The sequence below is a fragment of the Exiguobacterium sp. SRB7LM genome (assembly GCF_015712685.1).
Taxonomy (GTDB): domain Bacteria; phylum Bacillota; class Bacilli; order Exiguobacteriales; family Exiguobacteriaceae; genus Exiguobacterium; species Exiguobacterium profundum.
In genome coordinates this window covers 1584063-1610522 of the sequence record NZ_VWVR01000006.1, presented here as the reverse complement: position 1 = coordinate 1610522, position 26460 = coordinate 1584063, and the positions used below count along the sequence as shown (strand labels likewise).

Below are 26460 nucleotides of genomic sequence, written 5' to 3'. Positions count from 1 at the left end.
CTTCGTTGTTAATATACTTCGTACGTTTGTCCAGTCTGCGCGCCTTCGACACTCTTCACATAGGCGAGGGCGACCCGTTCACCCGGTACCGCCTCGTAACCACGGAAGTAAGGACCATACGCATCGAGTGCTTCGACGAGGACGTTCGGACTGACGTTGTTGATGCGGATGCCCCGTGGCATTTCGATCGCCGCACCGGTCACGAATCCTTTGATGGCCCCGTTCGCCAGTGCCGCCGATGCGCCTTCTTTGATGGGGTCGTCCATCAAGATTCCGCTCGTCAGTGTGAAGCTACCACCATCGTTCACATGATCGAGCCCGAGAAGGACGAGGTTGACTTGTCCTTTGATCTTGCTGTCGATACTCTTCTGATTATCTGCCGGCGTCATCTCGGAAAGCGGACCGAAATGCGTGCTGCCCGCCGTACTGATGACCGCGTCGACCCGACCGACCGTCTCATACATGTGGCGGATGCTGTCTTCGGAAGTGAGGTCGACTTGCACGTCCGCCCCGTTACGCCCAGCTCGGATGATCGTATGTGCTTTCTCCAACTCTTTTGCGACGGCCTGACCGACCGTGCCGCTTGCCCCAATGAGTAAAATGTTCATGTGAAAACTGCCCCTTTCGTCACGCTTAGATTCCACTTCAGAGTAGCGGATGGTGAGGACGTTCGGCAATCAAGTTGCCTCTGGCGGAACGACCGTGCCTTGATGGAATCGCATCTTCCACCGTCCGTCCACGAATACCCAAATCGAGCTACGGCGTGTTTCGCGTTTCAATACCGATTGAACGAGACGGTACGTCACGAAGACGTGTCCTTCCGTCAACGGATGCAGCGTGAATTCGGATAACTCCGCCTCGATCGGGTCGAGCTGGAGTGTCGTCTGATTCCAATCTTGATACAGCAACTGTCCCGAGCTACCGATTTCAAAGAAGTCGTCGGTCAATAGTTCACGCAATCGCTCCGTCGACTGCCTGACCTCCGTCGTCAATAACGCTTCTTCTAGTGTTTGAAGATGATCTGCCAACTCGTTCATGTCACGACTTCCTCTCTTCGTTGATTCATCACGATGACGCCGAGGACGATCAACAAGAGACCGATTCCGTTCAATGCAGAGAGAACTTCCCCGTATATAAAAACTCCGATGAGTCCCGTCGCCACAGTCCCGAGTCCGGCCCAGATGCTATAGGCGATACTGAGCGGGATCGTCTTCAACACGATGCCCATGAGGGTGAACGAGGCGGCGAAACTGACCAAGAGGATGATACTCGGCACGAGATTCGTGAATCCGTCCGACAGTTTCAACATCGACGTCCCGAGTACCTCAAATCCGATAGAAAAGAAGAGTAAAAGATAGGCTTGCATTCCGATTCACCTCACACTTTCATCAAGACGAGCCCGATGATGACGAGCCCAATCCCTGCAATTTTTTGACGACTGATTTGTTCCCGAAAGACGACGAACCCGATCACTGCCGTGAGTGCCGTCCCGACCCCGCTCCAAAACGCATACGCGAAGCTGAGCGGGATGGTGAAGAGGGCAAGTGATAAGAGATAAAACGCCGTCCCATAACCGAAGGCGACCCCGAGAATTGGGAGACGGCTCGTCGAGGTGGCGTTCACTTTCAACATGCTCGACCCGAACAGTTCCGAGGCGATGGCCCCGATCAAATAGATGAATCCCATATTACAACCCTCCTTGAAGCAACTCGTCACATGCTTCCCGAATGAGTGTCGCCGCACGGTCCTTGCACGATTCGCTATACCCATACAAGACAGCGAACCAAAAGCCGTCACAGAGAAGGCGAAGTTTTAAAATCGCATCCTGGTCCGGCCCGTCGACAGCGAAACGCTCGTCCCAACCGGTCGACACGTCACTCCAAATCGACTCGCTCGTCGCATCTTCTTGCGAGGAGATAAAGACGGCGACGAGGTCCATATCTCCGTGATCGACATCATCCAATGTCGCCAGTGCATAGGCACGGGTAAACGAATATGGACCGTCCGATAGATGGGCGGTGATTCGTTTCTCGAACGTCTCGATGGCGAATTCGTTCATCTGTCGCAATAAGTTGGCCTTATTGTCGAAATGATAGAGGACCCCGGCTTTCGTGATTCCTGCTTTCGTCGCCAATCGTTCGAGCGACAACTGACTGATTCCGTCTTCTCGAATCATCTGGGCGGCAGTCTGTAGCAACAATTGTTTTTTACTCATCCCATCACACCTCTCTATACTTTACTGACCGTTCGGTAAAGTTAGTCTATCAAAATTTGCGAGGGGTTGTCGAGATAGAACATTGATGGAATAATCAGGGAAAAGGGGGGCGTGACATGGGTTCACATTTGATGCATCTCGTCATCGCGAATGAGATGTTACCAGCGTTGTCGGAGGTGGATGAGGTCGCATTTTTGCTTGGAAGTCTCGCACCGGATGCAACGACAGAAAAAGAGGCATCCCATTACTACGCAGGACGCCATGATGATTTATCTCGTCGTTTAGATCTTTCCCAATACTGGATTGACAGCAAGGAGGAAGACTTCTCATATCGACTCGGCTATTACGCGCATCTCGTCGCGGATGAGATCTGGTTGCAGGGATTCTATAAAGGTTGGTTGAAAGAGCTCATCACCCAGGACCCGTCAAAACAGGCGGCCTATTATGCGGACTTTGATGCATACAATGCCCGTCTCTCGGAACGCCTCGGGACGTTCGATTTTGAACGTTTGAAAGGAAATCCAGAGCTCGTTGAACTGGTCGAGAAAGTCGAGCAGGACGCGGCGATGACGGAGGAGGGGACGTACACGATGTTCCTCCCTGATCAATTGGATGGCTATGTCGATACGTGTGTCCGCCGCTGCCTGGAGATGGTCAAACGGAAGCGGGCGATGCTCGTATGAAGAGGCGATACGCACCACTCTACGCCACGATCGGACTATTTATCCTGACGGTGATCACCTTCTTCACCTTGAACGGTCGGGTATTCCCGAATCTCGAATTGATGACGGTCATTTGGGTATATCTCGCGATTGACATCGCCTTGTTCGCCACGTTGATATGGGGTCTGTTCACGAAGGATCGAATCATAAAAATTTACACGCTTCTTGCGACAATCGGGTTGATGATCCCGTTGTCGATTTGGATTTTCTTGTTGCTGTTGGCAAACGGGATCTCGGAGGCATAAGTTGAATGACTGAGAACGAGAAAAAATTACCTTTTGTGGCGCAAGCAGTTCCATTTTTGATTGGTTGTCTGATTTTCGGACCAATCGGATTGGTTATCGTATTGTTTGTTTGGAGACGCTTAGAACGCGATGAACGAATCATCTATTTGATTGTCTCTATCTTTTTCACGTTACTTGAGGCTCTCGATTATTTTACGGATGGCATAATCTATTACTTCGTTTGAGAAAGTGGACCTTCCACTTTCTTTTTTTATGCGTGCATCTATAGAAAGGAAATTTTTCCTATCCGAATCTTGTCAATTTGGCATTGCGTATCCACATTTTGTTTGTTATGCTACTTGATGAAAACGACAATGATAATCATTATCACTGATAACGAGAACGCGATACTAGACATACATAACCAACGCGGCTCGTTTTTGGTGGGAGGATCATTGAAACTTACATACAGAGGAGATGGATGAAGTGGGGAAATTCAAGATTTCACTCATGTTGACGTTGCTCGTCTTCGTACTCGCCGCATGTGGCGGAACGAGTGAGACGAAGAAAGAAGAAAACGTCGACGGCGCAACAAAGACAGAGACGGTCGAAATTACAGACGCACATGGCACAATCGAGGTACCGGTCAACCCGGAGAAGGTCGTCGCCCTGGATAACCGGACGTTTGAAACATTGGCAGCATGGGATATCGACTTGGTGGCGGCACCAATCGGACTCCTTCCAGCAGAGTCGCCATATGCATCAGACAAAGACATCGCGGACGTCGGCATGCACTTCGAGCCGAACTTAGAAGCGATTGCAGGAGTTGACCCGGACGTCGTCATCGTCGGTCAACGTTTCGCAGATTACTACGAGGACATTAAAAAGTTGGTACCAGAAGCAGCGGTCATCGATTTGAACATCGAGATCCCAGAAGATTCAGGTACACCGGGTGAGATTTTAGTCAAAGGATTGACAGACACGACGCTCACACTCGGAAAAATCTTTGACAAAAACACAGAAGCTGAAGCCATCGTCGCTGACCTCGACAAGTCGATCGAAGACGCGAAAGCGGCATACAACGGAAAAGATACAATCATGTCGGTCATCGTATCGGGTGGAGACATCGGGTTCTCAGCTCCGGTAACGGGACGCGTGTTCGGACCGATGTACGACATCTTCGGATGGGTCCCAGCTCTTGAAGTCGAGAAGAAGACAGGTGACCACGAAGGTGACGAAGTATCCGTCGAAGCCATCGCAGAAAGCAACCCAGACTGGTTGTTCGTTCTCGACCGTGACGCACCACTCGGTGACGCAGAAGGCGCAGTACCAGCAGAAGACGTAATCGACAACGCACCGGCGCTTCAAAAGACGACGGCTGTGTCGAAAGAACAAATCGTCTATGCCCCGAAAGACACGTACTTGAACGAATCGATTCAAACGTACGCGGAATTCTTCAACAGTGTCACGGAAGCGCTCGCGAAGTAAGGTTCCGTCATGCAAAAACCATTGACAGCCAGGGTTGAGACGATGTCTCAGCCCTCCTTTTCTAGATTGTGGACGAAGTCGTTCGTGTTCACCGTAATCATCGTCCTCGGTTTGGCGGTGCTGTCGCTTTTTACCGGGGTGTACGATCTGTCACGGACAGACGGCTTCGATATGTTTTGGATCACCCGAGTCCCACGGACGGTCGCCCTTATGCTGACGGGTGCGGCGATGGCAATGGCGGGGCTCGTCATGCAGCTCATCACACAAAACCGACTCGTCGAACCGACGACGACGGGGACGCTCGAATGGGCGGGACTCGGACTGCTCACCGTTTACTTGCTTGTACCGGCACCGAGCCTCATGATGCGGATGACCGGGGCGATCGTCTTCTCGTTCATTGGGACTATGGTCTTCTTCTGGTTCTTACGTTCGGTCAAACTTCGTTCATCGCTCATCGTGCCAATCATCGGACTCATGTTAGGGGCGGTCATCTCCGCCATCTCGACGTTCCTCGGTCTGTTCTTCCGGGCAAGCCAGGCGATCGAGGGCTGGTTCGTCGGTTCGTTCGCCTCGGTGCAAATCGGGCGCTACGAGTATCTATGGGTCATCATCGTCGTGACGGTACTCATCTTCTTACTGGCGAATCGCTTGACGCTCGCGGGGTTAGGTGAAGACATCGCGACGAGTCTCGGCGTGAATTATAACCAGCTCATGATGATGGCGACGGGGCTCATCGCCTTATCGGTCGGGGTCGTGGCGACGGTCATCGGGAATTTACCGTTCCTTGGACTCATCGTCCCGAACCTCGTCTCGATGTTCCGCGGGGATGATTTGCGCAGCAACCTGCCATGGGTCTGTCTTGTCGGGATGGGCGCGATTCTCGTCAGTGACTTGATTTCACGGACGATCATCATGCCGTTCGAACTCCCGGTCTCACTGATTCTCGGGACGGTCGGGGCGGTCGTCTTCATCATGATCTTGATGCGACAACGGAAGAAGGGAGGGGTTCGATGAGTACGGTCATGGAACGAGACGGTGTCGAAGTATCAATCGGGGAATTGAGAGAAGAACGTCATGCTTCAGCGTTTCAATCGAAACGGGCGAGCAGGCGATATTGGCTCTTCTTAAGTGCCTTCATTCTCGGCGGACTGTTGTGTGCGCTCGGGCTTCTCCTTTATAACAATCCGGTCCCGATGGACTCTCCGTCATTCGTGCCGGTCGTGGAACGGCGAATCGTCGCCATCGTTACGATGTTGATTGCGGCACTCTGTCAAAGTCTTGCGACGGTCGCATTCCACTCCGTGACGAACAACCGCATCATCACGCCATCGCTGCTTGGATTTGACGCGCTCTATTCGACGATTCAGACGAGCATGGTCTTCTTCTTCGGGGCAGGGGCGTTGATCGGTTTCTCGGGGACAAGCGCCTTCTTGACACAGGTCGGCCTTATGGTGACGATGAGTCTCCTCCTTTACGGATGGCTTTTGTCAGGGAAATACGCCAACCTGCAGCTCATGCTGCTCATCGGGATCATCATCGGGACGGGTCTGAACTCGGTGTCGTCGTTCATGCGCCGCATGCTCGCCCCGTCCGAGTTCGATATCCTGCAGGCACGACTGTTCGGTTCGGTGACGAATGCCGACGTGGCGTACTTTCCCATCGTCATCCCGATCGTCGTCATCGCTGGGACACTCTTGTTCCTGTTCTCGAATCGATTGAATATCGTCGCACTCGGCAAGGACGTCGCGACGACGTTCGGGGTGAACCATCGGAGGAGCGTCATTTACACGCTCGTCCTGATCTCACTCCTCATGTCCGTCTCGACTGCGCTCATCGGACCGCTCACGTTCTTCGGATTCTTAGTCGCGACGCTCAGCTATCAGGTCGCCTCGACGTATGACCATAAGTACGTCTTTCCGATGGCGTTCGCCCTAGGGTTCTTCGTCCTGACAAGTGCATATTTCTTTATGTATCACATATTCCAGACGCCAAGTGTCGTCTCCGTCATCATCGAACTGTTCGGCGGACTCATCTTCTTGGCCGTCATTCTAAGGAAGAGGTCGCTATGATTCAAATCGAACAAGTCAAAAAATCGTATACAGACGATGTCCACATCGGACCGCTCACGCTCGATATCCCGAAAGCCGGGTTCACCTCACTCATTGGACCGAACGGAGCGGGCAAATCGACGACGCTCATGATGATCGGACGGTTGCTCAACTTAGACGAGGGACAGATCCAAGTCGCCGGTATGGACGTATCGAGCACGAAGTCGAAAGACTTGGCGAAAATCATCACCATCCTGCGTCAAGAAAACCACTTCGTGACACGGCTCACGGTCCGACAACTCGCCGGGTTCGGACGTTTCCCTTACTCGAAAGGGCGCCTCACAAAAGAGGACGAGGCGATCATCTCGAAATATATCGACTTCCTCGACTTGACCGCGCTCGAGAACCGCTATCTCGACGAGCTCTCAGGAGGACAAAGGCAGCGTGCCTACGTGGCGATGGTGCTCTGTCAGGAGACGGAATACGTCCTCCTCGATGAACCGCTCAACAACTTAGACATCGCTCGTTCGGTACAGATGATGGAGTATTTGCGCCACGTCGCCGACGAGTTCGGACGGACAATCGTCACGGTGCTCCACGACATCAACTTCGCGGCGAAATACTCGGATCGCATCTGTGCGATGAAAGACGGACAGATCGCTGCGTTTGGAACGGTCGATGAGATCATGGACGCGAAGATTTTATCCGAAATTTTTGAGACGAAACTGGAAATCATCGAAGGGCCGTATGGGCCGATTGCGGTGTATTAACGAAAGGGAGAATTCACATGAAAATTGACTGGACACCGATTACTAAAGTCGTAAGCGAGGCACCGGATACATACACGTTCCATCTCGCCTTGCCACCTGAGTTCACGTGGCAGGAAGGGGCGCACACGCATCTCGCGCTCGAAGGGTTCAACGCTGGGGACAAGCCGGACCGAAGTCTCGTCCGCCATATGTCGATCTCCACATTGCCGCACGAAGGGGCAATCGGCATCACGACCCGCATCAAGTCCGAATGCTCGACGTTCAAATCGATCCTTCGTGACATGGTACCGGGGGAAAAGGTTGCCTTGTTCAAGACACATTCGAACGTCCCGCTCGAACGGAGTGGGAAGAACGTCTACCTCTTATCGGCGGGTGTCGGACTCGCGACATTCCGTCCGGTCGTCCTCGAGTACTTGGCGAACGGGGAAGGTGTCCCGCATCTCCATTCGTTGAACGTCGATTCGTCGAAGGCGTATCTGTTCGGTGACGTCTTCGAATCGAACGAGCACTTCACGTCAGAGTTCGTGCCGAGTCGTAAAGACTACTACGAACGCGTGGAGATGATGGCATCCGACAAGGACGCCTTGTTCTATATCGTTGGTAGTGATGAGTTGTTGCGTGAAACGATCCAGGTGCTCCGGTCGAACGGGGTGGCATGTGACAACATCAAGATCGACAAGCATGATTTTCAACGAGAAGACTTTTTAGGTTGATACTCAAACCGGGGACACGTGCCCCGGTTTTTTCGTGCACAACTTGACGAATCGTTCGAAGATGCCACGTCCGTCCGGGGTCCCGATCGACTCGGGATGGAACTGGACCCCGTACGTCGGATGGGTCGGGTGTTCGAGTGCCATGATGACACCGTCTGTCGTCTCGGCCGTGACCGTCAGTTCGGTCTTTTGTACGACGAGCGAGTGATAGCGCATGACGTCCATCGATAGCCCTTCGAAGAGGACGCTTGGCACCGTATTGATCCGTGAGACTTTCCCATGCATCACCTCGTTTGCCCGTCCGACGACCCCACCGAACGCCTCGGCGATGACCTGATGGCCGAGACAGACCCCGAGAATCGGAATATAGCCGGAAAGTTCTCGCACGACCGCAAGCGACACACCGGCATCTTTTGGACCACCGGGACCGGGGGAGAGGATGATGCCATTCGGGTTCATACGACGGATTTCTTCTATACTATGTTCATCGTTCCGGATGACGCAGACGTCACTGAAGCGGGCGACGTCTTGATAGACGTTATACGTGAACGAATCATAGTTGTCGATGAGGAGAATCATGCGAACACCTCCAATAGGGATTTGGCTTTATGCAGCGTTTCTTCATATTCCGATACCGGGTCTGAGTCATAGACGATGCCGGCGCCGGCTTGGACGTGGGCCGTGTCACCTTGGACGACCATCGTCCGGATGGCAAGGGCGAAGTCGAATCCGCCCCGGACGTCGAGATAGCCGACCGCCCCGGCGTAGACTTCTCGTTTCACCGTCTCAAGCTCGTCAATCAACTGCATCGCCCGAATCTTTGGAGCTCCGGACACGGTCCCGGCCGGAAGACAAGCACGGAGCGCATCGATCGAAGTCACATCGTCACGTAAATCACCTTCGACTTCGGAGACGAGATGCATCACGTTTTTGAATCGTTCGAGCTCGATGCGTTTCGGGATGGTGACTGTGCCAACTTTGGCGACCCGCCCAATATCGTTTCGTCCGAGGTCGAGGAGCATCCGATGCTCGGCGAGTTCCTTCTCGTCTTGAAGGAGTGACTCCGCGTGACGCATGTCTTCCTCGACGGTCTTCCCACGAGGGCGTGTCCCAGCGATCGGGTTCGTCGTCACTTTGCCGTTCTCGACCCGGACGAGACTTTCAGGAGAAGCACCGAGAACGATCGCTTCCCCGAGGTCGATGTAGAACAAGTACGGACTCGGATTTTGTTTCCGCAGCGTCCGGTAAAAGTGGAACGGATCCCCGGTGAACGTCGCGTCGATTCGTTGCGACAAGACGAGTTGGAACACCTCGCCCGCAAGGATCGCCTCTTTCGCCTGGAGCACGCGGTCGATAAATTTGTCCTTCGGCGTCAAGATGTGCTCGCTCGTCCGGACGACCGGTTCGAGGGCGTGTGTCTCCGGTGTTTCGAGCTGTTCACGGATGGACTCGAGTCGCATCGTCGCATCCGTCTCACTCGTATCGATCAGAATGACCTGTTCCTCGAGGTGGTCGTATAAGACGACCGTCTCATAGCGTTGGAAGAGGGCGTCCGGCAAATCACGCGTCACGGTCGGCGTGTTCGGGATCGGTTCATACACCCGAAGCAAGTCATAACCGATATAGCCGACGGCACCGCCGATGAACGGGTACGGTGCAGTGAAGTCGTCACGTGTGATGCGTTCGGATAAGGCGTGGAGCGGGTCGTCTGCATAAATTGTCCCTGTTGCATCTGTCACGTCGTTCCCATCGACTCGGATCGTCTCGACCGGGTTCGCCGCGATGATGGAGTAGCGACCGTGTTTGCCTTCCGCGCGACTTTCGAGTAATACCTTTCGTTCACCTTGTAGTCGGTGGAAGATTGCCACCGGTGTGAGTTCGTCACCATTGATGATCCGTTGTTGCATTGAAAGAACCTCCTTATAATGGGTAATAGAAAGGGGATATGCCGATGTCAGTCTTACGACCTGACCAATTTTCAGGTGAAGCGTTGACCGAGCACATCGAACTCGAGGACACGCTGTCACCTTACGTTGATATCAAATCCTATGAACTGAATCTTGAATATTTTGAGGCAGTCGTTCGACATGCCCAGCAATTGTTTGATGCGTTGTTCGAAGAGGGCGACCCCATCCGAATCGTTTGGCATGTACATGGACAGCCCGTCAAACCGACCCTCTTGTTCCGTTATATCCGGGACAAATCGGTGCGCTTCAAGACGACCGCCACATCGTGCACGTTCGATGACGAACCGTTATGGATGTTCACCGTGCCGGTAGCAGACAAGTCCGAAATCCGTGTGCGACCACTCCTCGAGGCGATTTGTTATCAAGATTTTTATACAAAATCGAAGCCTCGTTTGAACGGAGAGTTCACAACGTATCCGTTCGTTCAGTTCATCCACGAACGAGAGGGTCACGTCTTGTTCGTATACGATGACCGCGGTGCGTATATCCGTGGTACGTCACCAGCCCACCTCCAATCGCTCAAACAAAAAATCTCCTCGTCCCGCATGCCCAATCGGACATGAAGGACGAGGAGATTCCCCGTGTTGCCACCTTCGTTGAAAGACGCCTTGTCTTCCCACTCATCGCGAACCATCATTCGCTGTCCCCGATAACGGGAGGACCCGTCAGAGCCTACATGTCGGTCTGAACGCTCAAAAGCCCATTCACGCAAGGCACGACACCGGTTCGCATCGACCACCGGCTTTCTGAAGACGTCCCTTCGCGCTACTCTTCTTTCTCATCGCGAGTTCGTATGAATGTTATCGTTACTTTAACGGGATAAAGATGCATTGTCAAGCATCATTTGACCGAAGCGTGCCCCACCTGACGTTTCCCGATGAATGTGAACGTGATCCCAAATGCCAAAAGGGGAAGGAGCCACCACTTCGTAAAGAAGAAGAGGGTGCCCCGATACATGAACCACTCCATGCCCAAGTAGGAGAAGAGCGTGATCAAGGGAGCGATAGACAAGCGCTTCAAGTGCAATGCGATGGCAACCCCTAGTCCGATCGTAAACGTTGGGACAATCACGAGTTGCCATAGGAACGGATCGATATAGTGAAACATGGAGAATCCTCCTTATAACGATTTGTACCCTAAGAAGTACGGGCGCCACATCGGGTCATGGATCGAGTTGATTTGAAGCATCTCGCCTCCGGCATGGATGAAGAACTCGTCATCGAGCATGATGCCGATGTGCGATGGACCGGATTTGTACGTGCCGGCGAAGAAGACGATGTCCCCGCGACGGCCACTCGTGATACCCGTCCGTTTGTTCTTGAAATGGCCGCTATGCCAGTAACCTGACACGTTGGTGCGACCGCCGATTTTACCGGCTTGATTCGTCGCGTAGTGGATGAGACCGGAACAGTCAAAACCGCCGTTCAGCGGAGACTGTGAGCCCCACGTGTACGGTGTCCCGAGATGTTTCACCGCGACGGCAATCATGCGTTCTTTTTGTGAGTTGTCCCGTTTCTTCAACAAGGCATCTCGTTTGATACGAATGTCTTTCGTCTTGACGTAGACCGGACGCCAGTCGTATTGGATGAGATACGAGTCACCACTCTTCCCACGAGGGTAGATGCGACGACCGGCATCGAGATACCCGATCGGACGGGTGTCGTTCGGGTTGGCGTAGAACGGCGTCTTCTTCGTCGTCCCATAGTGGGCGGCCGTATAGACGCTCGCCGGTTGAATCGCCTTCGGTTTCGTTTCGGCGATATAGGGGTTCAACACGTACACGCGTTTCCCGGACGGAAGACGGACGTGCCAGAAGTCGGCATCGATCGAGCGGAGCCCGACGAGTTTCGTCCCACGGGACAGAGTGCCGGCCGGACGACCATACGCAACGTCAGCCGAGAAGTAAGGTGTCCCGTTGAACTGTGTATAGAAGACCGTTCCTACCTTCGGCTTCGCGGTCGGTTTCGAGACAGCGAGGTAGCCAGTCGCGACATAGCGATAGGCTCCGTTTAATCGGATGCGCGTGTAGTAGCCGCTCGTCCCATATGTCTCGATGAGCTGACCTCGTTTCAATGAACCGACTTGTTTCGCGATTGAGGTCGAGGCATATACTTCGACCTCGTTATAACGGCTGTATCGTTTCCCTGTCGCTTCGAAGCGAGGTGGTTTTTTCGTACTCGTCACGCTCGTCGGGACGAAGTAATAGTTCCCTTTCGTGAAGATGCGGGTATAGCTTCCACGGGTGCCATAGATGTATACGAGCTGTCCCCGTTTCAGGGACAAGTTCGTCTTGGATGATTTCATCGTCCGAGCATAGACCGGTGTGTTTTTCGTGATGTACCGTTGTCCGGTTTTAAGATAAGGTGGCTCCGTCGTCCCAAGCGATGCGGATTCGATGAAGACATATTGTCCGTTGTAATAGACACGGGTGAACAGACCGTCTGTCCCATAGATGCTGACGAGTTGGCTCCGCTTGAGTGAACCGACGACTTGCTTCTTGTCTGTGTCTAAATAAATTGATGTTTCTTTTTGAGCATAACGGCTCCCTGTTTTAGCGTAGCGGGGCATCTTGGCAGCGAGTGCGTCTCGCTTCATATACACGTACATGCCATTTTGATAAAGGCGGGCCATCGAGCCATTTGTCCCATATACGCTTACTCGTTTGCCCCGGGCAATCGTCCCGACGATCTCTCCGTCCTCATTCATATAAGAGGATGTCGTCAAGACGAATTGCGAGTCCGTCTTGAATGGGATTCGATTTGTCATCGAGAGCGGGATGTATCCGACAGTTCCATTTAGATTGACACGCATCTGTCCGTCGATGAGGAGACCGTTCAAGGTTTGACCGGCTTCAAGTGGAGTCATGGTTCCACCATCTGGTGAAGACGAGAGGGTCGCTCCCTCTTTTGCGTAGCGGGTCACTGTCGCCGGGATCGTGTCTCCGAGGGCGTCACGGGAGACATATGTCCCGTCCGTCGTGAGGAGAAGGTCGCCTTCGATATCGAAGACGTCGACCGCTGTTCCGATGGCGAGTGTTGCGACTACATTTCCGGCAGCGTCGCGTGCATCCGTCTCCGTATGGACGTAGCGGGTGACAGCGTATGATAAGGCGTCGTTTCGGACGAATCCTTTTTGTGAAGCGACGGTGACGGACGTATGGGTCTCGGTCACCTCATGGACATCCACACGCTCCGCTTGGTCTGTGACCAAGAGGACGACCGTTTCTTCTGGATCGGCATAGAGAGTCGTGCCGGCACGAAGCATGGCCTCAGACCCGACCGCTTGAGCGGTGAGTGTCCAATAGAAGGTAAAGAGAAAGAGCAAACTGAAGATTCGTTTCAACATTTCCACCTCGATTCATGAAATTTACAGTTTTTAGTATATACATAGTGGAGATGAAAAAGGTTGCTTATTTCGATAAAAGGGAAATGATTGAAGGAATCCGTGCTCAGCATTCCACTCGTTCGTTTGCGACCATCTGTGCTATGATGGACGGGGAAAGGAAGGGACAACTATGGAGACACTCAACATGAAACAACTTTCTGACGACCGATCGGCCCATCAGGTAGCCGGCGATCTCGACGCGATGCGGGCGCTCATGCACGACTCGTTCCGATATGTCGATTCGAGCGGGCGTCAGTTCGATAAAGAGACGTTCTTAGACCAGTTCGTCGACCCGACAGCGATTCAATGGATCGCACAGGACACGGTCACGTTCGATGAGACGGTACGCGGTGACCTCGCCGTCGTCCAACTCTTGTTCGAGGAAAAATTCATTCTCGGCACGAACGCGTACGAAGGTCGCTTCTGGATGCTTCATCTTTATGTGAAAGAAGATGGCGTCTGGTTATGGCAAGGCGGACAAGCGACGATGATCAACGAAGGTTAATAAGCGTTCAGACACTCCGAATCGATGGAGTGTCTTTTTTATTAAATGAAGGAAATGTGAATTTGAAAAATATATGCCTATTTTAGAAAAAAATATGTACCCTTTTGAAAAAGGACAGATTATAATAAATTTGTAAACGATTGTCATTATTCTTGAGGGGGACCCTACTTATTATGAAACAACCGAAATATGCAGCACTTTTCCTAGCTACCACACTCGCATTCGGAGGTATCGCGCCTTCGACAATCGTCAACGCAGAGACGACGGAAGACGTGACTGCTCCTGACGCACCGGTATTATCGGCACCACTCCACACGTCGACAGCACTCACGATCACTGGTGAAGTGGCTGCGAAAGCGGAGATTTTGATCAACGGCAAGACATACGTCCGTACAATCCTCGAAGGTGGCGAGGCCGTCTTCAAGATGTCACCACAGTCGGTCGGCAAGGTCATCGACGTCCGTCTCGTCGACGCGAGCGGCAACGTGAGTGACACGACGCGTGCCATCGTCGCCGAAGACCCGAACGCACGTCCAGACGCACCAGTCATCAAACCGTTGACGGAGACGTCACGTGAAGTACGCGTCGTCGGGGAGCCGGGACAATATGTCGAGCTCTCGATCGGCAGCAGCACGTATAAAGGAAAGTTCGATGCAAACGGGCTCTACCGTCGTGGCATCGCACCGCAACCGGCCTACTCATGGCTCTCGGCGAAGACGATCTCGACGAAAGGCGCGACGAGCGACGTCTCGAAACGTAGCGTCTACACAGACCGCGTCGCGCCGAGAACGGCGACATTGACACAGTCCGTGACGGCGGCATCATACGGCGTCTTCGGAAAAGCCGAACCGTATGCGACGGCCATCGTCAAGATTGGCACGAAGTCATACACGGCACCGGTCATGTCGACTGGGAAGTTCATCGTGAAGATCCCACGTCAATCGATGGGGCAGAAGATGTCACTCGTCATCCGTGACGGCGCTGGCAACGTCAGCCAATCGAAGACAATCACAGTACAGCACGCGCTCTACAACAACTTCCATCGTGTCTACATGGAAGACATGAAGTTGACGGTTCATAAAGAAGTCTTCTATGCAGATTCGACGACGAAATACGCGGACACGTTCGTGCCACTCTTCGTAGGACATCCGTCGAAGTCGGGCCTCGGCTTCCTCCTCAGCAGCTACACGGAGGATGGCTCGGTCGCTGGATTCGAGAAGTTGACGCTCCGTGTCGGTCGTGCGACTTATTCGCAAAACATCAACGATTACGAAGTCTACTATGAAGAGTATGAGGACGGCTCGGTCGAAGAGTCATACTTGTTCCAGCCAGATGCGAAACTCATCAGCTTCGTCGACAAGTACGTCCGTCCGGAAAACCGGATCACGGTCATGGTCCAAGGGACGGACTACGACCTCGAGTTCAACTTATCGGGTGCGGAGAAACGCGCATTCATCCAATCGCTTCAATACGCAGGATACTAATTCCTTAGGACCGGTGGAGACACCGGTCTTTTTGGTGAATGGAGTTGCAACATGAAAGACAGGCGAGATCTCATTTATTCGCTCAAACCACTGCCGGTGACACCCGTCTCGTCGCATCGATTTATGTGGTGGATGAAAGCATTTCTTCTATTATTACTCCTCGGTTGGTGCATGACGATGCTGAACATCGTGAGTGAGAACTCGACGGAGCGTTACATGAAACACGAGTACGGTGTAGAGGAAATCTATTTCATGGAAGAAGGTCGCTTCTATTACGTGATCGATCGCCAGTTCAAGTTCGAGAAGTTCTCGAGCGCGACGGAAGACCATGGCTATTTACGCATCGAGCAGATCGACTACACCGACCGATACGGCAACAAGGTCGACTTTCGCTTCATCAAAGTCGCCGGGATTTTCTTTGACCGGACCGACCATGAAGCCAATTATCGCGTGCTCGAACGCAAGAAATTGAGCAACGAGCAATCATTCGACGAGTGAGTCGACATCTTGTCGAAACATTTTTGTTACATTTTTGAAACATAAACCGATAAATAACGTAGAACAACGTGGAGCCAAGTGCTTCACTATTTAAGAAAAGAGGGAAAAGGTATGAAACAAGCTTTGCAACGCCTCGTTGCATTTGTATCGGTCCTTGCGCTCGTCGTGTCGCTCGTCCCAATGCGGACGATGGCAGCTGGCGCGGCCGATGTGAGCGGGGCCACATTACTTACACCAGGACAGACTGTCGACTTCACGACAGGGACAGATCCGGTGAACACGTATTGGTTCAAGATGGAGCGAGAAGCTTCAGCTATGACACATATGGAGATTGCGATGGAAGCGTCTGCCGTGACGAACATCTCGGTCTATCCGAGCGCTGAGACGGCAGCGGCCGATGAGACGTTCGATCGCTACCGGGCGAGCGCTTCTCCGGACGCAGAGACGTCAGTCGCAAAAATCCAATTCCCATACGCATGGGAAGGTCCGTATTACATTAAAGTGGAATACATGCCACTCGAGACAATCGATGAAGAGGGCGCGGTGATTCCACCGACGGCAGCAGATGTCTCACTTGGTTATAAATCAGTGAAACTCCCAGTGAAGTATGAAGAAGGAAACGGAACGATGTGTCCGGTCGAATCGTTGCTCCCGATGCCAGAAGATGGCGGGTTGCTCGATATGATTCGTCGCCTGCAAGAAGAGATCCTTGGTGGATCGAAAGAAGGACGTCAATTGGAGGCACTTTACTACAAGTCGTCCCCGTACCTCGTCCGCAAGTTGGCATTCGACAAACAGAAACGCGAAGAGGCGTTGACGGACCTTCAAACGTTACGTCCGCTCATCACGTCACTCGTCAACAAAGAAAGTCACACTATCTCGAAAAATGAAGCGGCTGCAATCAACCGCATGCACGCCTTGGTCAAATCAAGCGTACCGAGCGGAATCAAGTCGGACGTCAATGACTTGGCTTCATCGGTCGATATGACACGCCTCGCCGGTTCAACGGTGGAAGACGTGTTCGCACAGATTGGAATGGAGCTTCAAACGGTGGATACACCGCGTTATATCGTCAAATACAAATCACAACCATCGACATCGATCGGCAAGATGAACGCGATGACGGATGTATCGGCAGAGCGTATCTCGATCGGTCGTCCGGGAGACTATTTCGCGCTCGTTGACGTCGAGTCGGCAAGCACGAAGATGCAAGCAAAAGCGAAAGCGACGTTGAACGCTGATTCGAACGTCGAGTTCATCGAGCCAGTCCAGACGTACAAAGCGTTTGCGACAGATTCGAGCTATGAGTATCAATGGGCAATCAATGAAAAATCAGTCCTTCAACCGATGAAGTATGCGGGTGTCGGATTAGAAGGCTATGAGGCACTCCGCCTTCCAGGTCGTTCAATCAAAGTAGCCGTACTCGATACAGGCGTGGATGATCGTCTGCTCGACTTTAAAGGAAAAGTCGATGTCGCGAACGGAAAAGACTTCACGGACCCGAACGGGGATGGAAGCTCTCGCGATGAGAACGGTCACGGGACGCACGTGGCAGGTGTCATCGGGGCAGTACGAGACAACGGTGTCTCGATGCGCGGGATGGTACCGAACGTATCGATCCTCCCGGTCAAAGTGCTCGGAGCAGACGGGACGGGTGACACGGATCAAATCGCACTCGGAATCAAATATGCGGTCGATGCTGGAGCAAAAGTCATCAACATGAGTCTCGGTGGCGGCGAAAGTCGTACAATCGGTTACATGTTGAAGTATGCCTATGACCGCGGTGTCGTCGTCGTTGCGGCGACGGGGAACGAAAGTGAACCGGAAGTATCTTATCCGGCCTCTTCGAAGTATACAATCTCGGTCGGAGCGACGAACTCGCTCGGAATCGTCGCAGATTACTCGAACTTCGGATACGGCGTCGATGTCGTGGCACCAGGTTCGAAAATCGCGAGCCTTGTCCCAGATGGGAATGTCGTTTATTTGGACGGCACGAGCATGGCGACTCCACACGTCGCTGGCGTCGTGGCCCTCTTGAAATCACAACACCCGACCCTCTCGGTCGAGTCGATCCGTACGCTCTTGCAACGGACGGCTGACCCGGTCGCCTTCTCAGGCGGAGATGTGCCGGAAGTACCGGTGGATGAGGAAGACGAGTGGGCATTTGAAGACATGAGTGTCGAGTTCACGTTACCAGTGGCATATTACGACGTGTTAGGCGGTTACGGGAAGGTAAACCTTCACCGTGCCGAGTCGATGCTCCGTTTGAACGCGAACCGTGCGGTCGTGGCGGAAAATGCGGCAAACTTCAAAGTGAACGTGAAGTCTGGCACGGTCGTCTCCGTATATAATGGCGATCAAGTCGTCGGACGCGGGACGGCGAAGCAAGCGGTCGCATCGTTCAAGATGAAACCACAACCTGCAGGGACAGTCTTGCGCGTCGTTTACACGAACGGCAAGTATCAGTCGACGGAACGGTTGATCGTGGCGGCGGGCAAACGTCCGGCTAGTCCAGCGGTCACAACGCTCCGTGCTGGCGCGAGAGCAGTGTCTGGTAAAGCGACACCGGGTATGACGGTTGTCGTTCGCAATGCGCAGCGTCAATTGTTCGGGACGGCGATGATCCGTCCGGACGGCACGTACAGCGTTAAGACGCGGGCACTCCGTAAAGGAGAATCAATCTACGTCCACGTGGAAGATTTGAACGGCCGTGCCGGACAAATGACACGTGCGATTGTCAAATAAGCTAGTTACACCGGGAGACGGGTATGCCGATGAGCATATCCGTCTCTTTGTATGGAGTGAATGCCACGGGCGAGATGGCCTGACAAGGTTCGAATGATGGAAAAGTGGATCTCACAGAGAAAAGGGCGTCATGAGGATGCGATTCGTCTGTAATCGGGTGGGTCGAAAGTCCTCACGGCACGAGAGAAGGTTGAAACGAGAGGCGCAGATGCCTAAAATGGAACATACCCGTTACTTTTGGATAACTTTGGTTTTGTTAAACAGGTCAATGATTTTATGGGTTGGAAATAACTAAGGTAAACATTGGACTTTGAGAATCATCAATGTAAATTAAATACTAAAGGTAATTAATGGTATAAAAATGGTTTTCAACTATTATTTCCGCCAAAAACGCATGAAATCAACAAAAATCGACGTGTTTCGACATTTCCAAAAAAGGTAAATCCAAAAATGAATTAAACTAAAATCTCCAAAATTCAAAAACGTTACCATTTTTGCGAAAAAAAACGCTTGTGTCGCTTGGAAGTGTTATGTATATTATGGATGTAAGGTTTTCCAAGAACAGTCTTGGTAAATTGTTCAAGATGATTCTTGCAAAGACTTCTACCGGGGGAGAACGCCCGGTCTAAAGAAGAGTCGGTTACATAATCATTAGTACTTTATTCATTGTTATGGATACATGACTCCGAACGAGATCGGTTGGGCGAGGACGGTAGAAAAACCTATCTACCTAAGGGAGGATTTACATCAGATGGCTAAGAAGAAACAATTCGTTACTGCAGCGGCAGCGTTCGCAGTAGCAGCATCAGCAGTAGCGCCTGCAATCACAGCAGACGCAGCATCAACAACAGTCCAACTTTCATCGGACTACGTACGCGGCGGGGACCTCGACGCGGCACTTGACAAAGAGTACAAAGGTAGCGAGATCTACTGGTACAAATCGTCAGTCGACATGAACAAACTTGGCGTGTTCCAAACTGCTAAAGGTTTTGTAAAAGGCCAAGGCATCCGCGTTGAGAAAAAACTTCGCGTCTTGAACCACGCACAAGATATCCAACCTGAAGAAATCGTCCTCGAAGAAGGCGTTCCTGCATCAGGTCTTCGTATTCAGCCAGTTCTCTTCGCAGACGGCGTGAAATACAACAAAGTTGTTACTTACAAAGGATTCTCAACTGAGAAAGCTGGAGAGTTCGAAGGAACATTCACTTACTCTAACAAAGCATTCGGCGTTGTAACTAAAACAGTTAAATACAAAGTAGTTGCTTCGAAAGTAGAACTTTCTGAAGTGAAGAGCGAAGTTATGGACGACGTTCTCTCAGTAACTGCTGACGTGAAAAACCTCAAAGACGGCGAAAAAGTTGAACTCGTTGTGTACGCTAACCGCGACATGAACGCAGCTCTTCCAGCTGTTCAAGCAGAAGTGAAAGATGGCAAACTTTCAGTTAAGTCTGGTAAACTTCCTGCAGGTAACCACTCATTTATCCTCCGTTCAGGCGAAGTGAAGACTGACGTTATGAACTTTGTTGTTGAAGCGCCAATGGTTAAAGACGTTAAGGCGATTAACGGTAAAGACCATGTTGTTGAATTCAACAAGTCTGTCGATAAGATTACTGCTGAAAACAAAGCAAACTATGAAATCTCAGTTAACAATGGTGCTGCACTAGCGGCGGCTGATTATACTGTAGCTGTAGATGAAAAAGATCCTACAAAAGTTAAAATTACTCTTGCTGATGGATCTGCATTAAGTAATGGCGCATATGTTTCTGTCAAAGTGAAGAAAGCAATCCTTGACACAAACTTGAAACCACTTGCTGATGACTTCACTAAGACTTTCACATTCGTTGATAACTCAGCAGCGACAATCGAAAAAGTTGAAGTTGACGGTAGCAACTTGAAAGTTACATTCAACGACTATGTTTCTGCAGTCGGTTTGGTAAAAGTTAATGGAGTTGTTGTAGACTCTGCAGACTTATCTGCTCTTTCACCATACTCTAAAGAATTGGTTATCACAGGTGGAGCGACAGGGCTTGCTAACGGAACTTACTCAGTTCAGATTGCAAACGTTAAAGATATTGCTAACGTTAACTCTGGCGGTGTAGCTTCTCCAAACCTTACAACATTCACATCTGGGAATTTCACAATTTCTAACGTGACTGTAGCTCCAACTGTAAGCAAAGTTGAAAAAGTTGACGAAAACACATTCAAAATCACTTTCAACAAAGCAGTTACAGCTCCAACAGTAACTACTAAGAAAAATGGTCTTAGCCTTGATACGACAGTGAACGCAACTGGCGATGCTAAAGTTTGGAACGTAGATGTTGCTGACAACGGTGGAGTATTGCTTTATAACACTGGCGAAACTTCTGTTAACCTTGCTTTGAACATCTCTGGATTCAAAGCTGTTTCTGATAATGTTGTCGGTGATGCAGTTAACCAATCGGTGACATTGTCTAAAGATACAGCAGGTCCTGTGGTTGAAACTCGTTTCAACGAAATCGTTGATGTAGATGCAACCGGAACTGTTGATGAAGTCTTTAACATCAAATTTAACGAAGTGATCCAAAACCCTGTTCAAGGTAACATTATCTTGACTGATAAAGACGGTATCCGTCGTACAGTTACAAGTGCAACAATTGTTGCTGATGCTAACGGAGCTAACACTATTCTCCAAGTTAAATCGACTGCAATTCAAACAGCAGGCGCTATTAACGCTGGAACTTACACGCTTTCATTAGGTGCGGGTACTGTTGAAGACTTGGCGGGTAACGATCTTTCTTCTACTGTTGTATCGTTCACAAAATCTACAGGTACAACAACTGACTTTGCTGTAACAGCAACTGCTGCAGCAAATGTTATCACGCTTCCTTTCGGAACACCGATGACAAACTCTGCTATCGATCTTTCTAACTACAAGTTAGATAACAAAGCTCTTCCTGCTGGAACAATCGCATACTTCGATGGTTCGAAACAACAAGTGAAGATTGAACTTCCTGCTGGAACAATCGCACGTTCGCAAGATGCAGTTCTTACAGTATCATCGAGCGTTGTATCTGAAGCTGGTGCGAAACTTGATACAGCTTCACGTAACCAAGTAATCAGCGGATTGATTGACAATGTTAAACCGACATTGGTTTCTGCTAAGAAACTTACTTCAACAACAGTCGAAGTAACGTTCAGCGAAAACTTAGCTGCAGTTGTCGATGCAGCTAATACACAAGATGACTTCGTTGTTAAAGTCAACGGTGTTAACTTCGCAGTAACTGCTGTTGCTGATGGAACTGCTAACGACAACAAAGTTGTCTTAACAGTTGCTGATTACAATGTTGACCAAACATTGACTGTTGCAATGGCTGATGCTACTATCAACATTGCTGACATCGCTACAAACACAGTTGAAGCTAAAACTGTGGTAACAGCTACAAAATAATAATTTACTGATTAGCGTCCCATCATTTGATGGGGCGTTTTTTTATTTTCAAATATAATATTATTCATTTGATACACCCTGACCATCGCGGCTCAGGGTGCTTATTTATATCCAAAGGAGGAGAAACGCTGAAACCGAATCAACAAACAAAGCATGTCGACATCGTCAGCATCAAACTCGTCAAAGAAGGGAGTGTCCGCTATAAGGGACGGACCATCCACAGACCGGATGGCGGCTACACGCTCGTGAAAAAATGGAACGACTCGATCGGAAAGTATTTCCTCGTCGTCAGCCCGGGACGACAAAAAATTTGAATTTAATATGCTGTAGCTCGAAATCACTTTCCATTCTGGATACGCAATATTGGAAACGTGACGAATCTTGTCGAACGATAATAAAACAAATTTAAAAAACGGTTTTCCATATCGTTTAAAACGATGCGCACTGAGATATGAGGACTGGCTACAATAAGGCGTAATCAATTTTAGAATGGGATGGATGGACTCATGACATCTATGATATTCAAAGGAGAAAAAGAGATGATCTCATATTTGAAACGCTGGTTGACGATTGTGGCAGGGGTTTTCTTACTAGTGGCATTAGGACCTCAGATGGTTACGGCAGAAGAACGTACTTTACCGTTAAATGGTGTGGTACATGGAGAACTGACAGCCGAACAGAATAGACAAACTTACACGTTGCAGGTAACAGAAACGGGCAACGTGACAATTGATTTTACAACAATGGTAGACGATACAGTGAACATCGTATTCCAAGATGGGATGAACAACCCCATCTATAATACATGGATTAGTGGAAGTGCTTCTTCACCAGGAAGGAAAGTAATGTCTTGGGATCTTGAGGCAGGTGAGTATCAATTTATCGTATACGATGATTCTTATCGGACAAATCAAGGGAAATTCACCATCAAGACTTCGTTCACATCAGTCAAAACAGATGACATCGAACCGAACAATGGAACCGCTGAAGCACAACCGTTGAAATTCGGACAGACGACGAAAGGATTCCTTTCCGTACAAGACGAGGTGGACGTCTATGAAGTCAAACTGACGAAAGCAGGACGATTACATCTCAATTTATCGACATATGTAGATGATACGTTACGAGTGTCCCTCACGGATGACATGAATCAGCAAGCATTCTACGAATCGATTTCGGGATCGAAGAAAAATCCAGGCAAGTTTGTTCGTTATATTGATTTAGAGGCGGGTACTTATCATATCTCCATTCAAGATGGTGGACCCTACAGTACGGATACAGGGATGTACCAACTCAAATCAACGTTCGTTCCTGCATTGAATCAAGAGGCCGAACCAAATAACGGATCGGTTGAAGCAAAATTATTCCCGTTTTATCAATCGCGTACTGGATTTTTGTCATGGAACGACTCCGTCGATGTGTATAAAATTGTGATTCCCAAGACCAGCAAAGTCGGAATTGATTTCACATCTTATGTAGATGAAAAAGCGATTCTTACGCTTTACGATGTAGATAATATTAAAGTGATTGAGGACTATGTCTATGGTTCTACAAAGGCACCGGGACGAGCTAAAAAATCCGTGACGCTCACACGTGGTACGTACTATCTCTCTATTAGTGATGGTCCGTGGCAGAGTGAAACGGGGAAGTACTTGCTAAAAGTCACATCAAGTCATCTTCTTCCGGTTGTGACAGTAAACTCTGTAACAGCCCGTTCCACAAAAGTAAGTGGCAAGACTGAGAAGGGTGCCACCGTCACGATGACGATTGGTAAGAAGTCCTATAAGCGTACAGCCGATGCGAAAGGAAACTATTCATTCTCCATCAGCAAGCAAAAGGCTGGGACGAGCATCAAGATTTCGAGCAAAAATAAGTATGGGACATCTGTGAAGTCGGTGAAGGTATCGAAATGAGTACATGTGTGTCGAATTACTTGATGCATCAATAGGTAAAGTGAATTGTGAACGAGTGTAGATGAAGAGAGGGTTCGGCATCATGTCGGATCCTCTTTTTTGAAAGAAGAATGATTTGTTCTCAAATTCATGAGCTGGGTAATTGAAAGATGGTAAAAACGTAAACCAAAAGAATGGATGTGGGGAATATGAAACGGTGGTTACGCATGTTCCGTCTGTTTGAAAAAGTACCGAAATAAGGTGTAAAGGTAACGAAACGTATTTTAAAAAATGGTTCGAGTCATCTTTCTTTTTAAGAAGGATGACTTTTTTTGATGATTGTCAGTTCATGTCGAACGATTCCTTTTCAATTTTAAATTTCTAATTGACTTGAATAACATATGTTTACTACAACAAAAGAACTAAGTTGATACTATCAAGATGATAGACAAGATTCATACGAAATGACTAAAGATGAAAGTGAGGTCGAGAGATTTGAAACGGTTCGTGACACAGTTTTCTCTTTTTGCCATTCTATTCATGTTATTGAGCACGTGCTTACCTACCACGGCAGCCGCGGCAAGTTTAACGGTTTCTCCGAAGAGTGTGGCGTTACAGGTCGGTCAATCGAAAACGGTACAGGCGAAAGCGAGTGGCGTGAAAAAACCGGTGTATGTATGGAAATCTTCGAACACGAAAGTAGCAACTGTGAAAAATGGGAAAATTACAGCGAAGGGCGTTGGGAAAGTGACAATCACGGTCACTGTCCAAAAGACGAAGTTGAAGTCGACCGTTAGTGTGACGGTGAAACCGAAAAAACTAAACGCACAAGAAGCGTTTAAGTTAGTCAATCCATCGGTTGCGACAATTGAGATGTACGATGCTTCCGATCGACTTACCTCGACAGGGAGTGGATTCGTGACGAAGAAAGGGGAGGTCATCACGAATTTCCACGTCGTCTCAGGTGAAGCGAATCGATACGCTCGTATTCGATTCGCAAACGGCACCGAGGTTGAGACGTTCAAGTTAAAACGCTTTGATGACGCACTAGATTTGGCAGTCTTAGACGTTCCTTCCCTTCAATCTATTCCGATATTGTCGACGGCAAAAGCGGGAAGTACAGGCTCAACTGTCTACGCACTGGGAAGTCCGAAAGGTGTCGATAATACGATTACACAAGGAATTCTAAGTAATCGTGAGGTCTTCTTTGGTGGTCAACCATATCTTCAATTTAATGCCAGTGTGACACATGGGAATTCAGGCGGTCCTCTCATTAATGAGTACGGGCAAGTCATCGGAGTCGTTACGTGGGGGCTTCCTGACTCACAAAACATGAACTATGCGGTACCAATTCAAGAGCTTGGCAATTTGAAATATGGACGCGATACGATTGCAAATGTACAACTGCCGACCGAACCCGGATATGAGTTACCCGTCGTATCAGGCAAAGGTGACACACGAGAACAGGAATTGAATGATGCGTTTGCGGATGCAGATGTGATCTCTTATGCCTCGGGTGATTTAATTGGTTCTGTTTATGATTTAGAAGATGTCGATACATTCGTCTTCCGGACCGATAAACGAATGACGCTATCCGTGTTTGGAGGATGGATGAACAACCGGCAAGGTGAATACTGGGCGTTCGGTCTATTTGACGCGAACGGTGATGCGATTCGTTATAGTGAAGAGTTCTCGAATGAAGGACGCTATTATGGAACGTTAGACCTCGTCATTCCTGCCGGCGAGTACTACTTGGCCTCGTTCCCATTGTCCGGTTTGGCCGATTCGGAATATTACAATCAGTCCTATCGAATAAGTTATGAATTGAAATAACATATCTTTATAGTGGGATGAGTATCGGGAGTATTTCGAAACATCAATATACAAATAGTCGCAAGAGCTATGTGTATTTGTTTTAGGACGAATGCACATGGCTTTTTGGTGTTGTCTGGAGTCATAAAAAGTATACAGAAATGGACTAATAAATGGTCACTTATCATTCTGTTTTATTATCTATCAATTAGCATAAAAAAAATCATACTTGTAGCCATCTCAGTAAAAGGTAATTAAGAAGTTAGATTTGTCTTGATTCATTTCCATAAAAAAGAAAAAATATCATCTTTGATTGTTAGATTATGTATTAAAATGAAACGAGTAATGAAAGATGAGGAGTGAGAGAATGGCGCGTAAAACAAGAAGTGATTGCACGGTAGGTACTTTTGAGAAGAAGCACGGTCTTCCTCCTGGGACAATCCGGAATCCAGATGGAAGAGACACGCGAAGCGATAAGAAAATCGGAACGATTCGTAAAGAGTCTGAACGAAAATAAATTCTACATCGAGCAAGGAAGCACGTACATGATGAGCGGGTCTCTCAGT

At 49.7% G+C, this 26460-nt stretch carries 26 protein-coding genes and 1 other annotated feature; of the genes, 17 read left to right on the top strand and 9 right to left on the bottom strand.

Annotated elements, in window-relative coordinates; all coding sequences use genetic code 11:
• Positions 1 to 8: 8 nt before the first annotated feature.
• From F3H97_RS08985 to F3H97_RS08965, 5 genes are all read right to left on the bottom strand, one after another.
• Complete coding sequence (locus tag F3H97_RS08985; protein ID WP_196431145.1) at positions 9 to 608, bottom strand: short chain dehydrogenase; 600 nt, start codon at positions 606 to 608, stop codon at positions 9 to 11.
• A gap of 69 nt (positions 609 to 677) precedes the next feature.
• The gene (locus F3H97_RS08980) at positions 678 to 1037 is read right to left on the bottom strand and encodes a nuclear transport factor 2 family protein (RefSeq protein WP_196431144.1); all 360 of its coding nucleotides are present in this window, start codon (positions 1035 to 1037) and stop codon (positions 678 to 680) included.
• Positions 1034 to 1366: a DMT family transporter gene (locus F3H97_RS08975; RefSeq protein WP_196431143.1), complete on the bottom strand. Its 333-nt coding sequence runs from the start codon at positions 1364 to 1366 to the stop codon at positions 1034 to 1036. Before F3H97_RS08975 ends, F3H97_RS08980 begins: the two co-directional genes overlap by 4 nt.
• 11 nt (positions 1367 to 1377) lie before the next feature.
• A complete protein-coding gene (locus F3H97_RS08970; protein ID WP_074036309.1) occupies positions 1378 to 1686 on the bottom strand; it encodes a DMT family transporter in 309 nt (102 codons plus the stop codon).
• Between the two features lies 1 nt (position 1687).
• A complete protein-coding gene (locus tag F3H97_RS08965) occupies positions 1688 to 2215 on the bottom strand; it encodes a TetR/AcrR family transcriptional regulator (RefSeq protein ID WP_196431142.1) in 528 nt (175 codons plus the stop codon).
• Positions 2216 to 2331: 116 nt separating this feature from the next.
• On the opposite strand from F3H97_RS08965, the gene F3H97_RS08960 reads away from it, so the two are divergent.
• The 8 genes from F3H97_RS08960 (at position 2332) to F3H97_RS08925 (ending at position 8180) form a co-directional block, all read left to right on the top strand.
• Entirely contained in the window at positions 2332 to 2898 is a 567-nt protein-coding gene (locus F3H97_RS08960) for a zinc dependent phospholipase C family protein (protein ID WP_159562849.1), read from the top strand.
• The gene (locus F3H97_RS08955; RefSeq protein ID WP_196431141.1) at positions 2895 to 3182 is read left to right on the top strand and encodes a hypothetical protein; all 288 of its coding nucleotides are present in this window, start codon (positions 2895 to 2897) and stop codon (positions 3180 to 3182) included. Before F3H97_RS08960 ends, F3H97_RS08955 begins: the two co-directional genes overlap by 4 nt.
• A gap of 5 nt (positions 3183 to 3187) precedes the next feature.
• The gene (locus F3H97_RS08950) at positions 3188 to 3406 is read left to right on the top strand and encodes a hypothetical protein (protein ID WP_196431140.1); all 219 of its coding nucleotides are present in this window, start codon (positions 3188 to 3190) and stop codon (positions 3404 to 3406) included.
• 232 nt (positions 3407 to 3638) lie between these two features.
• Complete coding sequence (locus F3H97_RS08945) at positions 3639 to 4649, top strand: siderophore ABC transporter substrate-binding protein (protein WP_031422513.1); 1011 nt, start codon at positions 3639 to 3641, stop codon at positions 4647 to 4649.
• A gap of 9 nt (positions 4650 to 4658) precedes the next feature.
• Positions 4659 to 5663, top strand: a complete 1005-nt coding sequence (locus tag F3H97_RS08940; protein WP_074035985.1) for an ABC transporter permease — start codon at positions 4659 to 4661, stop codon at positions 5661 to 5663.
• The gene (locus F3H97_RS08935; RefSeq protein WP_047794929.1) at positions 5660 to 6718 is read left to right on the top strand and encodes an iron chelate uptake ABC transporter family permease subunit; all 1059 of its coding nucleotides are present in this window, start codon (positions 5660 to 5662) and stop codon (positions 6716 to 6718) included. Before F3H97_RS08940 ends, F3H97_RS08935 begins: the two co-directional genes overlap by 4 nt.
• On the top strand, positions 6715 to 7467 hold the full coding sequence (locus F3H97_RS08930) for an iron ABC transporter ATP-binding protein (RefSeq protein WP_031422518.1): 753 nt from the start codon (positions 6715 to 6717) through the stop codon (positions 7465 to 7467). The genes F3H97_RS08935 and F3H97_RS08930 overlap by 4 nt, the downstream gene beginning before the upstream one ends.
• Before the next feature lie 17 nt (positions 7468 to 7484).
• Positions 7485 to 8180 (top strand): ferredoxin reductase domain-containing protein, encoded by a 696-nt coding sequence (locus tag F3H97_RS08925; protein WP_196431139.1) that lies wholly within the window; start codon positions 7485 to 7487, stop codon positions 8178 to 8180.
• Between the two features lie 3 nt (positions 8181 to 8183).
• On the opposite strand, the gene F3H97_RS08920 is transcribed toward F3H97_RS08925, so the two are convergent.
• Positions 8184 to 8759, bottom strand: a complete 576-nt coding sequence (locus F3H97_RS08920) for an anthranilate synthase component II (protein ID WP_196431138.1) — start codon at positions 8757 to 8759, stop codon at positions 8184 to 8186.
• The gene (gene trpE / locus F3H97_RS08915; RefSeq protein WP_196431137.1) at positions 8756 to 10087 is read right to left on the bottom strand and encodes an anthranilate synthase component I; all 1332 of its coding nucleotides are present in this window, start codon (positions 10085 to 10087) and stop codon (positions 8756 to 8758) included. Before trpE ends, F3H97_RS08920 begins: the two co-directional genes overlap by 4 nt.
• Before the next feature lie 44 nt (positions 10088 to 10131).
• On the opposite strand from trpE, the gene F3H97_RS08910 reads away from it, so the two are divergent.
• A complete protein-coding gene (locus tag F3H97_RS08910; protein WP_196431136.1) occupies positions 10132 to 10710 on the top strand; it encodes a DUF3885 domain-containing protein in 579 nt (192 codons plus the stop codon).
• Positions 10707 to 10938: a binding site (T-box leader), on the bottom strand. It overlaps the preceding gene by 4 nt.
• 49 nt (positions 10939 to 10987) lie before the next feature.
• Here F3H97_RS08910 and F3H97_RS08905 read toward each other — a convergent pair.
• Both F3H97_RS08905 and F3H97_RS08900 read right to left on the bottom strand, forming a co-directional pair.
• A complete protein-coding gene (locus tag F3H97_RS08905) occupies positions 10988 to 11254 on the bottom strand; it encodes a hypothetical protein (RefSeq protein ID WP_196431135.1) in 267 nt (88 codons plus the stop codon).
• Between the two features lie 12 nt (positions 11255 to 11266).
• Complete coding sequence (locus F3H97_RS08900; protein WP_230872837.1) at positions 11267 to 13492, bottom strand: C40 family peptidase; 2226 nt, start codon at positions 13490 to 13492, stop codon at positions 11267 to 11269.
• Positions 13493 to 13661: 169 nt separating this feature from the next.
• Here F3H97_RS08900 and F3H97_RS08895 point away from each other — a divergent pair, with 169 nt between their 5' ends.
• From F3H97_RS08895 to F3H97_RS08860, 8 genes are all read left to right on the top strand, one after another.
• The gene (locus F3H97_RS08895; protein WP_230872836.1) at positions 13662 to 14036 is read left to right on the top strand and encodes a nuclear transport factor 2 family protein; all 375 of its coding nucleotides are present in this window, start codon (positions 13662 to 13664) and stop codon (positions 14034 to 14036) included.
• A gap of 173 nt (positions 14037 to 14209) precedes the next feature.
• The gene (locus tag F3H97_RS08890) at positions 14210 to 15520 is read left to right on the top strand and encodes an Ig-like domain-containing protein (RefSeq protein ID WP_196431133.1); all 1311 of its coding nucleotides are present in this window, start codon (positions 14210 to 14212) and stop codon (positions 15518 to 15520) included.
• A gap of 51 nt (positions 15521 to 15571) precedes the next feature.
• Entirely contained in the window at positions 15572 to 16018 is a 447-nt protein-coding gene (locus tag F3H97_RS08885; RefSeq protein ID WP_196431132.1) for a hypothetical protein, read from the top strand.
• Between the two features lie 111 nt (positions 16019 to 16129).
• Positions 16130 to 18763, top strand: coding sequence for a S8 family peptidase (locus F3H97_RS08880; RefSeq protein ID WP_196431131.1), 2634 nt, complete (start codon positions 16130 to 16132; stop codon positions 18761 to 18763).
• 751 nt (positions 18764 to 19514) lie between these two features.
• Complete coding sequence (locus tag F3H97_RS08875) at positions 19515 to 22190, top strand: autotransporter outer membrane beta-barrel domain-containing protein (RefSeq protein WP_196431130.1); 2676 nt, start codon at positions 19515 to 19517, stop codon at positions 22188 to 22190.
• 539 nt (positions 22191 to 22729) lie between these two features.
• Positions 22730 to 24103, top strand: a complete 1374-nt coding sequence (locus F3H97_RS08870) for an Ig-like domain-containing protein (RefSeq protein ID WP_196431129.1) — start codon at positions 22730 to 22732, stop codon at positions 24101 to 24103.
• A 474-nt stretch (positions 24104 to 24577) separates the two neighbouring features.
• Positions 24578 to 25915, top strand: a complete 1338-nt coding sequence (locus F3H97_RS08865) for a trypsin-like peptidase domain-containing protein (protein ID WP_196431128.1) — start codon at positions 24578 to 24580, stop codon at positions 25913 to 25915.
• A gap of 346 nt (positions 25916 to 26261) precedes the next feature.
• A complete protein-coding gene (locus F3H97_RS08860; RefSeq protein ID WP_167365507.1) occupies positions 26262 to 26411 on the top strand; it encodes a hypothetical protein in 150 nt (49 codons plus the stop codon).
• The last annotated feature ends 49 nt before the right edge of the window (positions 26412 to 26460 follow it).